This window comes from Trinickia symbiotica, from assembly GCF_002934455.1.
In the GTDB taxonomy this organism is placed as follows: Bacteria; Pseudomonadota; Gammaproteobacteria; order Burkholderiales; family Burkholderiaceae; genus Trinickia; species Trinickia symbiotica.
Genome location: NZ_PTIR01000013.1, coordinates 139,839 through 152,245, shown reverse-complemented (window position 1 = coordinate 152,245; position 12,407 = coordinate 139,839). Strand labels below are relative to the sequence as shown.

Sequence of the window (12,407 nt, the reverse complement as noted above, 5' to 3'; positions counted from 1 at the left end):
GATGAAGGCTTCCGAACTTCACCAAAAAGACAAGGCGGCGCTCAACAAGGAGCTGTCGGACCTGTTGAAAGCGCAATTCGGCCTGCGCATGCAGCTCGCGACGCAGCAGCTCACGAACACGAGCCAGCTGAAGAAGGTTCGTCGCGACATCGCACGTGTGCGGACCGTCCTGACTCAGAAGGCGAACCAGAAATGAACGATAGCGTGAAAACCTCGCTCAAGCGGACGCTGGTCGGCAAGGTCGTCAGCAACAAGATGGACAAGACGGTCACCGTGCTCGTCGAGCATCGCGTGCAGCACCCGATCTACGGTAAGTACGTCGTGCGTTCGAAGAAGTACCACGCGCACGACGAAGCGAACACGTACAACGAAGGCGATCTCGTCGAAATCCAGGAAACGCGTCCGGTTTCGAAGACGAAAGCCTGGACGGTATCGCGTCTCGTCGAAGCCGCCCGCGTGATCTGACACCGACTCGTGCCCGATCGAAGCGACTTCTGTCGAAGAAGTCGTTGAAATAGCAGTAATTTTGCTTGCAAGACCGAGATTTCGTTTGATAGAATCTCGGTCTTCCCTCTTTTTGCGGGGTCCGTCAGGGCTGGTAGAGCCGAGCGGGGTCCGGGCGGAAGGGGAGCGGCGGGTCCCAAGCTCGTCCGAAGGATTCACTCGAATGCGATGGCGGTTTCGCATGCCGTCGCTGCTGTTCCAACCCAAGCAGCCGATTGGCTGACGGGACCAAGACTGACCGGCTGAACCATGGTGGTGCAGGCGGATTAAGTTGGGAAAGACAAACCATGATCCAGACCGAATCTCGGCTTGAAGTGGCCGACAACACGGGTGCGCGTGAAGTCATGTGCATCAAGGTGCTCGGCGGTTCGAAGCGTCGTTACGCCAACATCGGCGACATCATCAAGGTGAGCGTCAAAGAGGCAACGCCGCGCGGGCGCGTGAAGAAAGGCGAAATCTACAACGCCGTGGTCGTCCGTACGGCCAAGGGCGTGCGTCGCCAGGACGGCTCGCTGATCAAGTTCGACGGCAACGCCGCCGTGCTTTTGAACAACAAGCTCGAGCCTATCGGCACCCGCATTTTCGGGCCCGTCACGCGTGAGCTGCGTAGCGAACGGTTCATGAAGATCGTTTCGCTCGCGCCCGAAGTGCTGTAAGGAGTCGCGATGAACAAGATTCGCAAGGGTGACGAAGTCATCGTCATCACCGGCAAGGACAAGGGTAAGCGTGGCGTGGTGCTCGCCGTCAAGGATGAGCATGTGATGGTCGAAGGCCTCAACCTCGTCAAGAAGCACGTGAAGCCGAACCCGATGAAGGGTACGACGGGCGGCGTGGAAGCCAAGTCGATGCCGCTGCACATTTCGAATGTCGCGCTCGTCGACGCGAACGGCAAGGCTTCGCGCGTGGGCATCAAGGTCGAGGACGGCAAGAAAGTCCGCTTCCTGAAGACGACCGGCGCCGTGCTTAGCGCCTGACGCTGCGGAGTAAAAAATGGCTCGTTTGCAAGAGTTTTACAAAGAGAACGTTGTACCCGAACTCATCAAGAAGTTCGGCTACAAGTCCGTCATGGAAGTGCCGCGCATCACGAAGATCACGCTGAACATGGGTCTTGGCGAAGCGGTCGCGGACAAGAAGATCATCGAGAACGCCGTCGGCGATCTGACGAAGATCGCGGGTCAGAAGCCCGTCGTCACGAAGGCGCGCAAGGCTATCGCGGGCTTCAAGATCCGTCAGGGCTACCCGATCGGTGCGATGGTGACGCTGCGCGGTCAAGCGATGTTCGAATTCCTCGATCGTTTCGTCACCGTGGCGCTGCCGCGCGTGCGCGACTTCCGCGGCGTTTCGGGCCGCGCGTTCGACGGTCGCGGCAACTACAACATCGGTGTGAAAGAGCAGATCATTTTCCCCGAGATCGATTACGACAAGATCGACGCGCTGCGTGGGCTGAACATCAGCATCACGACGACCGCGAAGACCGACGAAGAAGCCAAGGCACTGCTCGCCAGCTTCAAGTTCCCGTTCAGAAACTGAGGTTACCGTGGCTAAACTGGCACTGATCGAACGTGAAAAGAAGCGCGCCCGCCTGGCGGCGAAATACGCAGGAAAGCGCGCGGCGCTGAAGGCGATCATCGACGACCAATCGAAATCGGAAGAAGAGCGCTACGCGGCTCGCCTCGACCTGCAGCAACTGCCCCGCAATGCGAACCCGACGCGCAAGCGCAATCGCTGCGCGATCACGGGCCGTCCGCGCGGCACGTTCCGCAAATTCGGACTGGCGCGCAACAAGATTCGCGAAATCGCATTCCGCGGCGAGATCCCTGGCCTGACCAAGGCAAGCTGGTAATAGGAGAAACGTAAATGAGCATGAGTGATCCTATCGCCGACATGCTGACTCGCATTCGCAATGCGCAGTTGGTCGAGAAGGTTTCGGTGACGATGCCTTCGTCGAAGGTCAAGGTGGCGATTGCACAAGTCCTGAAGGACGAAGGCTATATCGAAGACTTCGCGGTGAAAGCGGACGGCCCGAAGACGGAGCTCAACATCGCGTTGAAGTACTACGCGGGTCGCCCCGTCATCGAGCGCCTCGAACGCGTGTCGAAGCCGGGCCTGCGCGTGTACCGCGGCCGCAACGACATTCCGCAGGTCATGAACGGCCTCGGCGTGGCCATCGTTTCGACGCCCAAGGGTGTGATGACCGACCGCAAGGCGCGTGCAAACGGCGTCGGCGGCGAAGTCATCTGCTACGTCGCTTAACACCGAAAGGAGAGGAAACAATGTCTCGAGTAGGTAAAAGCCCGGTTGCGCTGAACGGCGCGAAAGTGGCTCTGAGCGGCGGGCTCATCACCATCACGGGTCCGCTCGGCACGATCTCGCAGGCGCTGAACAAGCTCGTGGACGTCAAGGACGACAACGGCACGCTGAAGTTCGAGCCGGTCGACGAGAGCCGCGAAGCGAATGCGATGTCGGGTACGTTCCGCGCGCTCGTCGCGAACATGGTTCATGGCGTGACGAAGGGTTTCGAGCGCAAGCTGACGCTCGTGGGCGTGGGCTATCGCGCGCAGGTGCAAGGCGACAAGCTCAACCTGTCGCTCGGCTTCTCGCACCCTGTCGTGCACCAGATGCCTGAAGGCGTGAAGGCGGAAACGCCCTCGCAAACGGAAATCGTGATCAAGGGGATCGACAAGCAGAAGGTTGGCCAGGTGGCCGCCGTCGTGCGCGGCTATCGCCCGCCGGAGCCCTACAAGGGCAAGGGTGTGCGCTATGCCGACGAGGTCGTGATCCTCAAGGAAACGAAGAAGAAGTAAGGGTGCGCAATCATGGATAAGACTCAATCTCGCCTGCGCCGTGCTCGCCAGACGCGTATCAAGATCGCGGAACTGCAGGTCGCGCGTCTCGCCGTGCATCGCACGAACACGCACATCTATGCGCAGGTGTTCTCGCCTTGCGGCACGAAGGTGCTCGCCAGTGCGTCGACGCTCGAAGCCGAAGTGCGCGCTCAACTCGCCGATCAATCGGGCAAGGGCGGCAACGTTGCCGCGGCCACGCTGATCGGCAAGCGCATCGCGGAAAAAGCCAAGGCTGCCGGCATCGAATCCGTCGCCTTCGACCGCTCGGGTTTCCGCTACCACGGCCGCGTGAAGGCGCTGGCCGATGCGGCGCGTGAAGCCGGGCTCAAGTTCTAAGGGAAGAATTCGTCATGGCAAAGATGCAAGCGAAAGTTCAGGCTGACGAACGCGACGACGGCCTTCGCGAAAAGATGATCTCGGTCAACCGCGTGACCAAGGTTGTGAAGGGCGGCCGGATTCTCGGCTTCGCCGCACTGACCGTGGTGGGCGACGGCGATGGCCGCGTCGGCATGGGCAAGGGCAAGGCGAAGGAAGTGCCCGTCGCCGTGCAAAAGGCGATGGAGCAAGCACGCCGCAACATGTTCAAGGTGCCGCTCAAGAACGGCACGTTGCAGCATGAAGTGCACGGCAAGCACGGCGCTTCGACGGTCCTGCTCGCTCCGGCGAAGGACGGTACCGGCGTGATCGCCGGCGGCCCGATGCGCGCCGTGTTCGACGTGATGGGCGTCTCGAACGTCGTCGCGAAGAGCCACGGCTCGACGAACCCGTACAACCTCGTTCGCGCGACGCTCGACGGACTGCGTAAGCAGTCGACGCCGGCTGACATCGCCGCTAAGCGCGGCAAGTCGGTCGAAGAAATTTTGGGCTGAAGCCCGGGTGGTCACCATGTCTGAAAAAACTGTCAAAGTTCAGCTCGTGAAGAGCCTGATTGGGACCCGCGAATCGCACCGCGCCACGGTGCGCGGCCTGGGCCTGCGCCGACTCAACTCGGTTAGCGTTCTGGAAGACACGCCCGCCGTGCGCGGCATGATCAACAAGGTTTCGTACCTTGTTAAGGTCGTCGACTGAACGCGCACCAGGGACTCGAGGAGTTGAATATGGAATTGAATAACCTGAAGCCGGCGGAAGGCGCGAAGCACGCGAAGCGCCGCGTTGGCCGCGGTATCGGCTCGGGCCTCGGCAAGACGGCAGGCCGCGGTCACAAGGGTCAGAAATCGCGTTCGGGCGGCTTTCACAAGGTCGGCTTCGAAGGCGGTCAGATGCCGCTGCAGCGTCGCTTGCCGAAGCGCGGATTCAAGTCGCTGACGAAGGAGTTCGTCGGTCAAGTGCGCCTTGGCGACCTGCAAGGGCTGCCAGTCGACGAAATCGACCTGCTCGCGTTGAAGCAGGCCGGTCTCGTCAGCGAGCTGACGAAGAGCGCAAAGATCATCGCCACGGGCGAGATCTCGCGCAAGCTGGTCGTGAAGGGTCTTTCGGCTACGAAGGGCGCTCGCGCGGCAATCGAAGCCGCCGGCGGCTCGTTTGCCGAGTAAGCGGCTTTCGATCGCGTGAGAAGCCGATTGCCGATCAAGGCGTTCGAATCGGAGAAGGTACTTGGCTAACAGTCCGAGTCTCGCAAAAACCGGCAAAAGCACGGCGAAGTTCGGCGACTTGCGCCGGCGCGCAGTTTTTCTGCTGCTGGCGCTCGTCGTCTATCGGATCGGCGCGCACATTCCGGTGCCGGGGATCGACCCGGATCAGCTGGCGAAGCTGTTCCAGAGCCAGGCAGGCGGCATCCTGGGCATGTTCAACATGTTCTCGGGCGGCGCGCTGTCGCGCTTCACGATTTTCGCGTTGGGGATCATGCCTTACATCTCCTCGTCGATCATCATGCAGCTGCTCGCGATCGTTTCGCCGCAACTCGAGGCGCTGAAGAAGGAAGGGCAGGCGGGCCAGCGCAAGATCACGCAGTACACGCGGGTCTTCACCGTGGTGCTCGCCACGTTCCAGGCGTTCGGCATCGCCGTGGCGCTCGAGAACCAGCCGGGCCTCGTCATCGATCCGGGCATGCTGTTCCGCCTGACGACGGTCGTGACGCTCGTGACGGGCACGATGTTCCTGATGTGGCTCGGCGAGCAGATCACGGAGCGCGGGCTCGGCAACGGCATCTCGATCATCATTTTCGGCGGGATCGCGGCGGGCTTCCCGAACGCGGTCGGCGGCCTTGCCTCGCTCGTGCAGTCGGGTTCGATGAATCCGTTCTCGGCGATCGTCATCGTCGTGCTGATCGCGGCAGTGACGTATCTCGTCGTGTTCATCGAGCGCGGCCAGCGCAAGATTCTCGTGAACTACGCGAAGCGCCAAGTCGGTAACAAGATTTACGGCGGGCAATCGTCGCACTTGCCGCTGAAGCTGAACATGTCGGGTGTGATTCCGCCGATCTTCGCGTCGTCGATCATCCTGTTTCCGGCAACGATCCTGAACTGGTTCAGCGCAGGCTCGCACAGCGGATGGTTCTCGGACACGCTGCATAACGTGGCCAATGCGCTGAAGCCGGGTCAGCCCGTCTATGTGTTGCTGTATGCGTTGGCGATCGTGTTCTTCTGCTTTTTCTACACCGCGCTGGTGTTCAACAGCAGGGAAACGGCCGACAACCTGAAGAAGAGTGGGGCGTTCGTTCCGGGCATTCGCCCGGGCGACCAGACCGCGCGATACATCGACCGCATCCTCACGCGGCTCACGCTTGCCGGTGCGATCTACATCGTGTTCGTCTGCTTGCTGCCCGAGTTTTTGGTGTTGCGCTGGAACGTGCCGTTCTACTTCGGCGGAACGTCGCTGCTGATCATCGTCGTCGTCACCATGGACTTCATGGCGCAAGTGCAGTCGTACGTCATGTCGCAACAGTATGAATCGCTGCTCAAGAAAGCCAATTTCAAGGGCAGCAACATTCCGATGCGTTAGAAGGGCTTATGGCAGCCAAAGACAAAGAGGATGTGATCCAGATGCAGGGTGAGGTCATCGAGAACCTCCCCAATGCAACCTTCCGAGTGAAGCTGGAGAACGGCCATGTCGTGCTGGGCCACATCTCGGGCAAGATGCGGATGCACTACATCCGCATTCTGCCGGGCGATAAGGTAACGGTTGAGTTGACGCCTTACGATCTCTCGCGTGCGCGAATCGTGTTCCGGGCGAAGTGATTTGGAAAAAAGGGTAATATCATGAAAGTGATGGCATCGGTTAAGCGCATTTGCCGCAATTGCAAGATCATCAAGCGCAAAGGTGTCGTGCGCGTGATTTGCAGCTCTGATCCGCGCCACAAACAGCGTCAAGGCTAACGGCCTCGCTTTTGCTTGCGCTTTTTGTTTGAGGAAAAACAATGGCTCGTATTGCAGGGGTGAACATCCCGAACCACCAGCATACCGAAATCGGCCTCACGGCGATCTACGGTGTCGGCCGCACGCGCTCGCGACAAATTTGCGACGCGGCTGGTGTCCAGTATTCGAAGAAGGTCAAGGACCTGACCGACGCGGATCTCGAAAAGTTGCGTGAAGAAGTCGGTAAGTTCGTGGTCGAGGGCGATCTGCGCCGCGAAGTGACGATGAGCATCAAGCGCCTGATGGACCTCGGCTGCTATCGCGGCGTCCGTCACCGCAAAGGTCTGCCCCTGCGCGGCCAGCGTACCCGCACGAACGCGCGTACGCGCAAGGGTCCGCGCCGTGCCGCGGCAGCGCTGAAGAAATAAGCGCGATTGAAAGTTACAGGAAAACGTAATGGCTAAGGCTTCGAACAGCACCGCGGCGCAACGCGTTCGCAAGAAGGTCAAGAAGAACGTCGCCGAGGGCGTGGTTCACGTTCACGCGTCGTTCAACAACACCATCATCACGATCACCGATCGTCAAGGCAATGCGCTTGCCTGGGCGACGTCGGGTGGCCAGGGCTTCAAGGGCTCGCGCAAGTCGACGCCGTTCGCGGCGCAGGTTGCTGCCGAGTCGGCTGGCCGCGTGGCGATGGAGTATGGCGTGAAGAACCTCGAAGTGCGGATCAAGGGCCCCGGCCCCGGCCGCGAATCGGCGGTGCGCGCGTTGCATGGTCTTGGCATCAAGATCACCGCGATCTCCGACGTGACGCCCATCCCGCACAACGGTTGCCGTCCGCCGAAGCGCCGCCGCATCTAAGGCGTGCGCACGTAAGACGCCTGCTAGCGCATGGGTTGCGCCAGCAGGCTATTTGCTATCGATCGATTTGCTAAGTCCACCGTTCGGCCCGATAGGGGTCGGACTAGCGCGAGGCGATGAGCTTCGCGTGATCAAACCCAGAAGGAACGCAAAGTGGCACGTTATACCGGCCCCAAAGCCAAGCTGTCCCGCCGTGAAGGCACCGACCTCTTTCTGAAGAGCGCTCGCCGCTCGCTCGCCGACAAGTGCAAGCTCGACAGCAAGCCTGGTCAGCACGGCCGCACCTCGGGTGCGCGCACGTCCGACTATGGCACGCAGTTGCGCGAAAAGCAAAAGGTGAAGCGCATCTACGGTGTGCTCGAGCGCCAATTCCGCCGTTATTTCGCCGAAGCGGACCGCCGCAAGGGCAACACGGGCGAGAACCTGCTGCAGTTGCTCGAGTCGCGGCTCGACAACGTCGTCTACCGGATGGGCTTCGGCTCGACGCGCGCTGAAGCGCGCCAGCTCGTGAGCCACCGTGCCATCACGGTGAACGGCCAGGTTGCGAACATCCCGTCCCTGCAAGTGAAGGCCGGCGACGTCGTCGCCGTGCGCGAGCAGGCGAAAAAGCAGGCGCGGATCCTCGAGGCGGTGTCGCTCGCCGAGCAAACCGGTATGCCGAGCTGGGTATCGGTCGATACGAAGAAGTACGAAGGGACGTTCAAGCAAATGCCCGAGCGTGCCGATATCGCCGGCGACATCAACGAAAGCCTGATCGTCGAATTGTATTCGCGTTAATCAGATTGACGGCCGGGGTACCCGATTGCCTTGGGCAAGAGGGCGCCTCGGCTCATCTTTTTAAGGTTGTTACCGGTCAGCCTTATCGGTGTAACGAGCCGAGGGTATTGAAAAGGAAAACCTACATATGCAAACCAGTTTGTTGAAGCCCAAGATCATCGCCGTGGAATCGCTTGGCGACAACCACGCGAAAGTGGTGATGGAGCCGTTCGAACGCGGCTACGGCCACACTTTGGGCAACGCGCTTCGGCGCGTCCTGCTGTCGTCGATGATCGGCTACGCGCCGACCGAAGTGACGATCGCAGGCGTCGTGCACGAGTACTCGACGCTCGACGGAGTGCAGGAGGACGTCGTCAACCTGCTGCTGAACCTCAAGGGTGTCGTATTCAAGCTGCACAATCGCGACGAAGTGACGGTCACGCTGCGCAAGGAAGGCGAAGGTCTGGTGACCGCGCGCGACATCGAACTGCCGCATGACGTCGAGGTGATCAACCCCGACCACATCGTCGCGCATCTGTCGAAGGGCGGCAAGCTCGACGTGCAGATCAAGATCGAGAAGGGCCGTGGCTATGTGCCCGGCAACGTGCGCCGTTACGGCGACGAAACGGCGAAGATCATCGGCCGCATCGTCCTCGATGCATCGTTTTCGCCGGTTCGCCGCGTCAGCTATGCCGTCGAAAGCGCGCGCGTCGAGCAGCGCACCGATCTGGACAAGCTCGTGATGAACATCGAGACGAACGGCGTCATCTCGCCCGAGGAAGCGATTCGCCAATCGGCGCGCATCCTCGTTGACCAGCTCGCCGTGTTTGCGGCGCTGGAAGGCACGGAAGCCGCCGCGGAAGCGCCTTCGCGCGCGCCGCAGATCGATCCGATCCTGCTGCGCCCCGTCGACGACCTCGAGCTCACCGTCCGTTCGGCGAACTGCCTCAAGGCCGAGAACATTTATTACATCGGCGATCTGATCCAGCGCACGGAGAACGAGCTGCTGAAGACGCCGAACCTCGGCCGCAAGTCGCTCAACGAGATCAAGGAAGTACTCGCTTCGCGCGGCTTGACGCTCGGCATGAAACTCGAGAATTGGCCGCCGGCCGGTCTCGACAAGTAACTCGCCGGGCGGCCCGGCAACTGGCGAGGTCGCGGATTTGGCATTACAATCCGCGCCTTGCCGTTTTTCTCTACCGGCCCGTGTCCCCGTCAGTCGTTCGAAGCGGGGGCGATAGAAGAGCTGGATCAAAACTTTGAATCAAGGAAACTGAAATGCGTCACCGTCATGGTTTGCGGAAACTGAACCGCACGAGCAGCCACCGCCTGGCAATGCTCCGTAACATGTCCAACTCGCTGATCGAGCATGAAGTCATCAAGACGACGCTGCCGAAGGCGAAGGAACTCCGTAAAGTCGTCGAGCCGCTCATCACGCTCGGCAAGAAGCCCTCGCTCGCCAATCGCCGCCTCGCGTTCAACCGCCTGCGCGATCGCGATTCGGTGACGAAGCTCTTCGACGTGCTCGGTCCGCGCTTCGCGAATCGTCCGGGCGGCTACCTGCGCATTCTGAAGTTCGGCTTCCGCGTGGGCGACAACGCGCCGATGGCGCTCGTCGAACTGCTCGACCGTCCGGAACCGGTGGAAGCGGAAGGCGTACAAGAAGCGGAATAAGCACCATCCGCGGTCGATAAAAAGGGTCAAGCATCATTCGAGCTTGGCCCTTTTTTCATCGAAGGGCTTCGCTCGGCGCGCCGATGAGTGCGCCGGCGCTCGCTTTCGACCATCCGGCCAGTCCCGGTCGATCAAGTGAAATCTCGGCCGGTGATACGATAATGCGAGCTTGATCGCTTGCCGTTGGAGGGAGCCGTGCCGCTCGAAATCGTTCTGATGCTGACGACGCTGCCGGATGCCGCGTCGGCGCAACAGCTTGCCGATGGCGTGCTCGACGAGCGGCTGGCAGCGTGCGTCACGGAGCTCGGCCGTGTCCGTTCGCGCTATCGCTGGAAAGGCCAGGTCGAATCGGCCGAGGAAGTGCAGTTGCTCTTCAAGACGAGCGCGGTGCGCGCGCTCGAGCTCGAGCGGTTCATCGCTGCGCATCACCCCTATGAGACGCCCGAGATCATCTCGTGGCCCGCGACCGCGTCCGCCGCCTATGGACAATGGGTGGCCACTGAAACTCATCGTCCGACTCATGTATAGACCGGCTCCACCGCGCCGCGACACCTGCGTCATGCGCTTCGTGCTTTGGCTCTTCGCGGCCTGCCTGGCGGCAGGATTGACGAGTGCCGCGCGTGCCGACGATTTTCTCGATCCTTCGGCCGCGTTTCGCTTCAGCGCGAGCGAGCAGCCCGGCGAGGTCGATGTCAAGTTCAAGATCGCGGACGGCTACTACCTCTATCGCGAGCGTTTCGCGTTCGCCGTAAAGGGCGGCACGGCAACGCTGGGCACGGCTCAGCTGCCCGCGGGACATGTGAAGTTCGATCCGACGTTTCAAAAAAACGTCGAGACCTATCGGCAGGAAGTCGATATCCGTGTGCCCGTGCAAGCCGCCAGCGGACCCTTCGAGCTCGCCGTCACGTCGCAAGGGTGCGCCGATGCCGGCATCTGCTACCCGCCCGCCACGCATGTCTATCGAGTCGAGGGCGCGGCGCTACAGCAGGCTACCACCTCGACCGGCGGCAACGCGACGGCCGCGAACACCGGGATCCGCGATGTCGGGGCGGCGGAGCCTCAGTCATGGCTCGACCGCGCGACGAGCGCGGACTACGCGCAATCGCTGCTTCAAGGCGGCAGCTTCTTCGCGACGGTCGGTCTCTACTTTATCGCCGGCATCGTCCTCAGTTTGCTGCCGTGCTCGTATCCGATGATCCCGATCGTGTCGGCAATCATCGTCGGCGAAGGGCGCAAGGTGACGCACGCGCGCGGATTCGCGCTCTCGTTCGCCTATGTCGTCGGCATGGCGCTCGTCTATACGGTTCTCGGCATCGCCGCCGCGCTCGTTGGGCAAAGTCTCGGGGCCTGGCTGCAGAACCCATGGGTGCTCGGGGCATTTGCGCTGCTCTTGAGCGCGTTCGCGCTGACATTGATCGCGGGCGTCGACATCGTCTTGCCGCAGCGCTGGCACGACAAGGTCACGGACGCATCGAACCGCCGCTCGGGGGGCAAGTTGGCTGCCGTCGCGGGAATGGGTGCGCTCTCGGCGCTGGTCGTCGGCGCCTGCATGACCGCACCGCTCTTCGCCGTGCTGGCATTCATCGCGCATACCGGCGACGCCGTGTTGGGCGGCGCGGCGCTCTTTTCGATGGGGCTCGGCCTTGGCGTGCCGCTTCTGATCGTCGGCCTCGGCGCCGGCACGATATTGCCGAAGGCCGGCGCATGGATGGAAGGCATCAAGCTCTTCTTCGGCGTGATGCTGCTTGCCGCCGCGCTATGGATCGTCTGGCCCGTGCTCGCATCGACGGCGCAGATGCTGCTCGGTGCGCTCTGGCTGTTGCTCGCGGCCGCCATGCTCGGGCTCTTTACCCCGCATGGAACGGCGGCCGTCTCGGTCTGGCGTCGGCTCGGTCGTGGCGTCGGGGCGGCACTCGCGATCTGGGCGGCGGCCTTGCTCGTCGGTCTTGCCGCCGGCTCCGCCGACCCACTGCGCCCGCTTGCGGTCTTGGCGGGGCGCATCGGCGCGCCGGATCAGTCAACCGGCACCGGGGCCGCGACTTCGTTGACCGCGGGGCATGCTATCAATGCAACGGATACGCTGACGTTCGAACCCGTGCGCTCGACCGCCGTGCTCGACGACGCTTTGAAGGCGGCCGGGCGGCCCGCGATGCTCGACTTCTACGCCGATTGGTGCGTGAGCTGCAAGGAAATGGAGCGCATCACGTTCGGCGACCCGCGCGTGCACGCGCGACTCGCGCAACTGCAATTGATGCGTGCCGACGTGACGGCCAACAACGCCGACGACCAGGCGCTACTCAAGCGCTTTGCGCTGTTCGGGCCGCCGGGGATCGTCTTCTTCGACCGCAACGGGAAGGAGATAACGCGCGTCGTCGGATATGAATCGGCCGATGCGTTTCTGCGTAGTCTCGATCGCTTGACCGCCGCGCCACCCCCGTCGAGCGCGGTGCCGCAATCGTGAGCTGAGCGCCGG

General features: G+C 61.8%; 22 protein-coding genes. All 22 read left to right on the top strand.

Annotated elements, in window-relative coordinates; genetic code table 11:
* The first annotated feature begins 1 nt into the window (after window position 1).
* The 22 genes from rpmC to dsbD all read left to right on the top strand — a co-directional run bounded on the left by rpmC (window position 2) and on the right by dsbD (window position 12,395).
* A complete protein-coding gene (rpmC, locus tag B0G57_RS19200) occupies window positions 2-196 on the top strand; it encodes a 50S ribosomal protein L29 (RefSeq protein WP_026229631.1) in 195 nt (64 codons plus the stop codon).
* Window positions 193-465, top strand: a complete 273-nt coding sequence (gene rpsQ, locus B0G57_RS19195; RefSeq protein WP_018440474.1) for a 30S ribosomal protein S17 — start codon at window positions 193-195, stop codon at window positions 463-465. The genes rpmC and rpsQ overlap by 4 nt, the downstream gene beginning before the upstream one ends.
* 326 nt (window positions 466-791) lie before the next feature.
* The gene (rplN, locus tag B0G57_RS19190; protein ID WP_026229630.1) at window positions 792-1,160 is read left to right on the top strand and encodes a 50S ribosomal protein L14; all 369 of its coding nucleotides are present in this window, start codon (window positions 792-794) and stop codon (window positions 1,158-1,160) included.
* 9 nt (window positions 1,161-1,169) lie between these two features.
* A complete protein-coding gene (rplX, locus tag B0G57_RS19185; RefSeq protein ID WP_018440472.1) occupies window positions 1,170-1,478 on the top strand; it encodes a 50S ribosomal protein L24 in 309 nt (102 codons plus the stop codon).
* A gap of 16 nt (window positions 1,479-1,494) precedes the next feature.
* Complete coding sequence (gene rplE, locus B0G57_RS19180) at window positions 1,495-2,034, top strand: 50S ribosomal protein L5 (RefSeq protein ID WP_018440471.1); 540 nt, start codon at window positions 1,495-1,497, stop codon at window positions 2,032-2,034.
* A 7-nt stretch (window positions 2,035-2,041) separates the two neighbouring features.
* Entirely contained in the window at window positions 2,042-2,347 is a 306-nt protein-coding gene (gene rpsN, locus B0G57_RS19175; protein WP_018440470.1) for a 30S ribosomal protein S14, read from the top strand.
* A gap of 14 nt (window positions 2,348-2,361) precedes the next feature.
* Window positions 2,362-2,757 (top strand): 30S ribosomal protein S8, encoded by a 396-nt coding sequence (gene rpsH / locus B0G57_RS19170; protein ID WP_018440469.1) that lies wholly within the window; start codon window positions 2,362-2,364, stop codon window positions 2,755-2,757.
* A gap of 20 nt (window positions 2,758-2,777) precedes the next feature.
* Window positions 2,778-3,308 carry a 50S ribosomal protein L6 gene (gene rplF, locus B0G57_RS19165; protein WP_018440468.1) on the top strand — a complete coding sequence of 177 codons (531 nt, stop codon included), beginning with the start codon at window positions 2,778-2,780 and terminating at the stop codon, window positions 3,306-3,308.
* 12 nt (window positions 3,309-3,320) lie between these two features.
* Window positions 3,321-3,686, top strand: a complete 366-nt coding sequence (gene rplR, locus B0G57_RS19160) for a 50S ribosomal protein L18 (protein ID WP_008923336.1) — start codon at window positions 3,321-3,323, stop codon at window positions 3,684-3,686.
* 14 nt (window positions 3,687-3,700) lie between these two features.
* Entirely contained in the window at window positions 3,701-4,219 is a 519-nt protein-coding gene (gene rpsE / locus B0G57_RS19155) for a 30S ribosomal protein S5 (RefSeq protein WP_018440467.1), read from the top strand.
* 16 nt (window positions 4,220-4,235) lie between these two features.
* Window positions 4,236-4,418 carry a 50S ribosomal protein L30 gene (rpmD, locus tag B0G57_RS19150; protein WP_018440466.1) on the top strand — a complete coding sequence of 61 codons (183 nt, stop codon included), beginning with the start codon at window positions 4,236-4,238 and terminating at the stop codon, window positions 4,416-4,418.
* Between the two features lie 29 nt (window positions 4,419-4,447).
* Window positions 4,448-4,882, top strand: a complete 435-nt coding sequence (rplO, locus tag B0G57_RS19145; RefSeq protein ID WP_018440465.1) for a 50S ribosomal protein L15 — start codon at window positions 4,448-4,450, stop codon at window positions 4,880-4,882.
* A gap of 61 nt (window positions 4,883-4,943) precedes the next feature.
* Entirely contained in the window at window positions 4,944-6,290 is a 1,347-nt protein-coding gene (secY, locus tag B0G57_RS19140; protein ID WP_018440464.1) for a preprotein translocase subunit SecY, read from the top strand.
* Window positions 6,291-6,298: 8 nt separating this feature from the next.
* Window positions 6,299-6,526: a translation initiation factor IF-1 gene (gene infA, locus B0G57_RS19135; protein WP_018440463.1), complete on the top strand. Its 228-nt coding sequence runs from the start codon at window positions 6,299-6,301 to the stop codon at window positions 6,524-6,526.
* A gap of 21 nt (window positions 6,527-6,547) precedes the next feature.
* A complete protein-coding gene (gene rpmJ / locus B0G57_RS19130; protein WP_004199844.1) occupies window positions 6,548-6,664 on the top strand; it encodes a 50S ribosomal protein L36 in 117 nt (38 codons plus the stop codon).
* 41 nt (window positions 6,665-6,705) lie between these two features.
* Entirely contained in the window at window positions 6,706-7,071 is a 366-nt protein-coding gene (gene rpsM, locus B0G57_RS19125; protein ID WP_018440462.1) for a 30S ribosomal protein S13, read from the top strand.
* Window positions 7,072-7,099: 28 nt separating this feature from the next.
* Window positions 7,100-7,504: a 30S ribosomal protein S11 gene (gene rpsK, locus B0G57_RS19120; protein WP_018440461.1), complete on the top strand. Its 405-nt coding sequence runs from the start codon at window positions 7,100-7,102 to the stop codon at window positions 7,502-7,504.
* A 153-nt stretch (window positions 7,505-7,657) separates the two neighbouring features.
* A complete protein-coding gene (rpsD, locus tag B0G57_RS19115; RefSeq protein ID WP_018440460.1) occupies window positions 7,658-8,281 on the top strand; it encodes a 30S ribosomal protein S4 in 624 nt (207 codons plus the stop codon).
* Between the two features lie 127 nt (window positions 8,282-8,408).
* Window positions 8,409-9,386 carry a DNA-directed RNA polymerase subunit alpha gene (locus B0G57_RS19110; protein WP_018440459.1) on the top strand — a complete coding sequence of 326 codons (978 nt, stop codon included), beginning with the start codon at window positions 8,409-8,411 and terminating at the stop codon, window positions 9,384-9,386.
* Between the two features lie 152 nt (window positions 9,387-9,538).
* Window positions 9,539-9,934: a 50S ribosomal protein L17 gene (gene rplQ, locus B0G57_RS19105; RefSeq protein ID WP_018440458.1), complete on the top strand. Its 396-nt coding sequence runs from the start codon at window positions 9,539-9,541 to the stop codon at window positions 9,932-9,934.
* Window positions 9,935-10,150: 216 nt separating this feature from the next.
* On the top strand, window positions 10,151-10,462 hold the full coding sequence (gene cutA, locus B0G57_RS19100; RefSeq protein WP_035468587.1) for a divalent-cation tolerance protein CutA: 312 nt from the start codon (window positions 10,151-10,153) through the stop codon (window positions 10,460-10,462).
* 31 nt (window positions 10,463-10,493) lie between these two features.
* On the top strand, window positions 10,494-12,395 hold the full coding sequence (dsbD, locus tag B0G57_RS19095) for a protein-disulfide reductase DsbD (protein WP_018440456.1): 1,902 nt from the start codon (window positions 10,494-10,496) through the stop codon (window positions 12,393-12,395).
* The last annotated feature ends 12 nt before the right edge of the window (window positions 12,396-12,407 follow it).

Excerpts from the sequence above, each read along its gene's own strand:
- cutA (WP_035468587.1), top strand. The coding sequence starts at position 10,151 with ATGCTGACGACGCTGCCGGATGCCGCGTCGGCGCAACAGCTTGCCGAT.
- rplE (WP_018440471.1), top strand. The coding sequence starts at position 1,495 with ATGGCTCGTTTGCAAGAGTTTTACAAAGAGAACGTTGTACCCGAACTC.
- rplX (WP_018440472.1), top strand. The coding sequence starts at position 1,170 with ATGAACAAGATTCGCAAGGGTGACGAAGTCATCGTCATCACCGGCAAG.
- rplQ (WP_018440458.1), top strand. The coding sequence starts at position 9,539 with ATGCGTCACCGTCATGGTTTGCGGAAACTGAACCGCACGAGCAGCCAC.
- rplN (WP_026229630.1), top strand. The coding sequence starts at position 792 with ATGATCCAGACCGAATCTCGGCTTGAAGTGGCCGACAACACGGGTGCG.
- rplR (WP_008923336.1), top strand. The coding sequence starts at position 3,321 with ATGGATAAGACTCAATCTCGCCTGCGCCGTGCTCGCCAGACGCGTATC.
- rpmD (WP_018440466.1), top strand. The coding sequence starts at position 4,236 with ATGTCTGAAAAAACTGTCAAAGTTCAGCTCGTGAAGAGCCTGATTGGG.
- rpmC (WP_026229631.1), top strand. The coding sequence starts at position 2 with ATGAAGGCTTCCGAACTTCACCAAAAAGACAAGGCGGCGCTCAACAAG.
- rplF (WP_018440468.1), top strand. The coding sequence starts at position 2,778 with ATGTCTCGAGTAGGTAAAAGCCCGGTTGCGCTGAACGGCGCGAAAGTG.
- rpmJ (WP_004199844.1), top strand. The coding sequence starts at position 6,548 with ATGAAAGTGATGGCATCGGTTAAGCGCATTTGCCGCAATTGCAAGATC.
- rplO (WP_018440465.1), top strand. The coding sequence starts at position 4,448 with ATGGAATTGAATAACCTGAAGCCGGCGGAAGGCGCGAAGCACGCGAAG.
- rpsK (WP_018440461.1), top strand. The coding sequence starts at position 7,100 with ATGGCTAAGGCTTCGAACAGCACCGCGGCGCAACGCGTTCGCAAGAAG.
- rpsQ (WP_018440474.1), top strand. The coding sequence starts at position 193 with ATGAACGATAGCGTGAAAACCTCGCTCAAGCGGACGCTGGTCGGCAAG.
- rpsE (WP_018440467.1), top strand. The coding sequence starts at position 3,701 with ATGGCAAAGATGCAAGCGAAAGTTCAGGCTGACGAACGCGACGACGGC.
- infA (WP_018440463.1), top strand. The coding sequence starts at position 6,299 with ATGGCAGCCAAAGACAAAGAGGATGTGATCCAGATGCAGGGTGAGGTC.
- dsbD (WP_018440456.1), top strand. The coding sequence starts at position 10,494 with ATGCGCTTCGTGCTTTGGCTCTTCGCGGCCTGCCTGGCGGCAGGATTG.
- rpsM (WP_018440462.1), top strand. The coding sequence starts at position 6,706 with ATGGCTCGTATTGCAGGGGTGAACATCCCGAACCACCAGCATACCGAA.
- rpsH (WP_018440469.1), top strand. The coding sequence starts at position 2,362 with ATGAGCATGAGTGATCCTATCGCCGACATGCTGACTCGCATTCGCAAT.
- B0G57_RS19110 (WP_018440459.1), top strand. The coding sequence starts at position 8,409 with ATGCAAACCAGTTTGTTGAAGCCCAAGATCATCGCCGTGGAATCGCTT.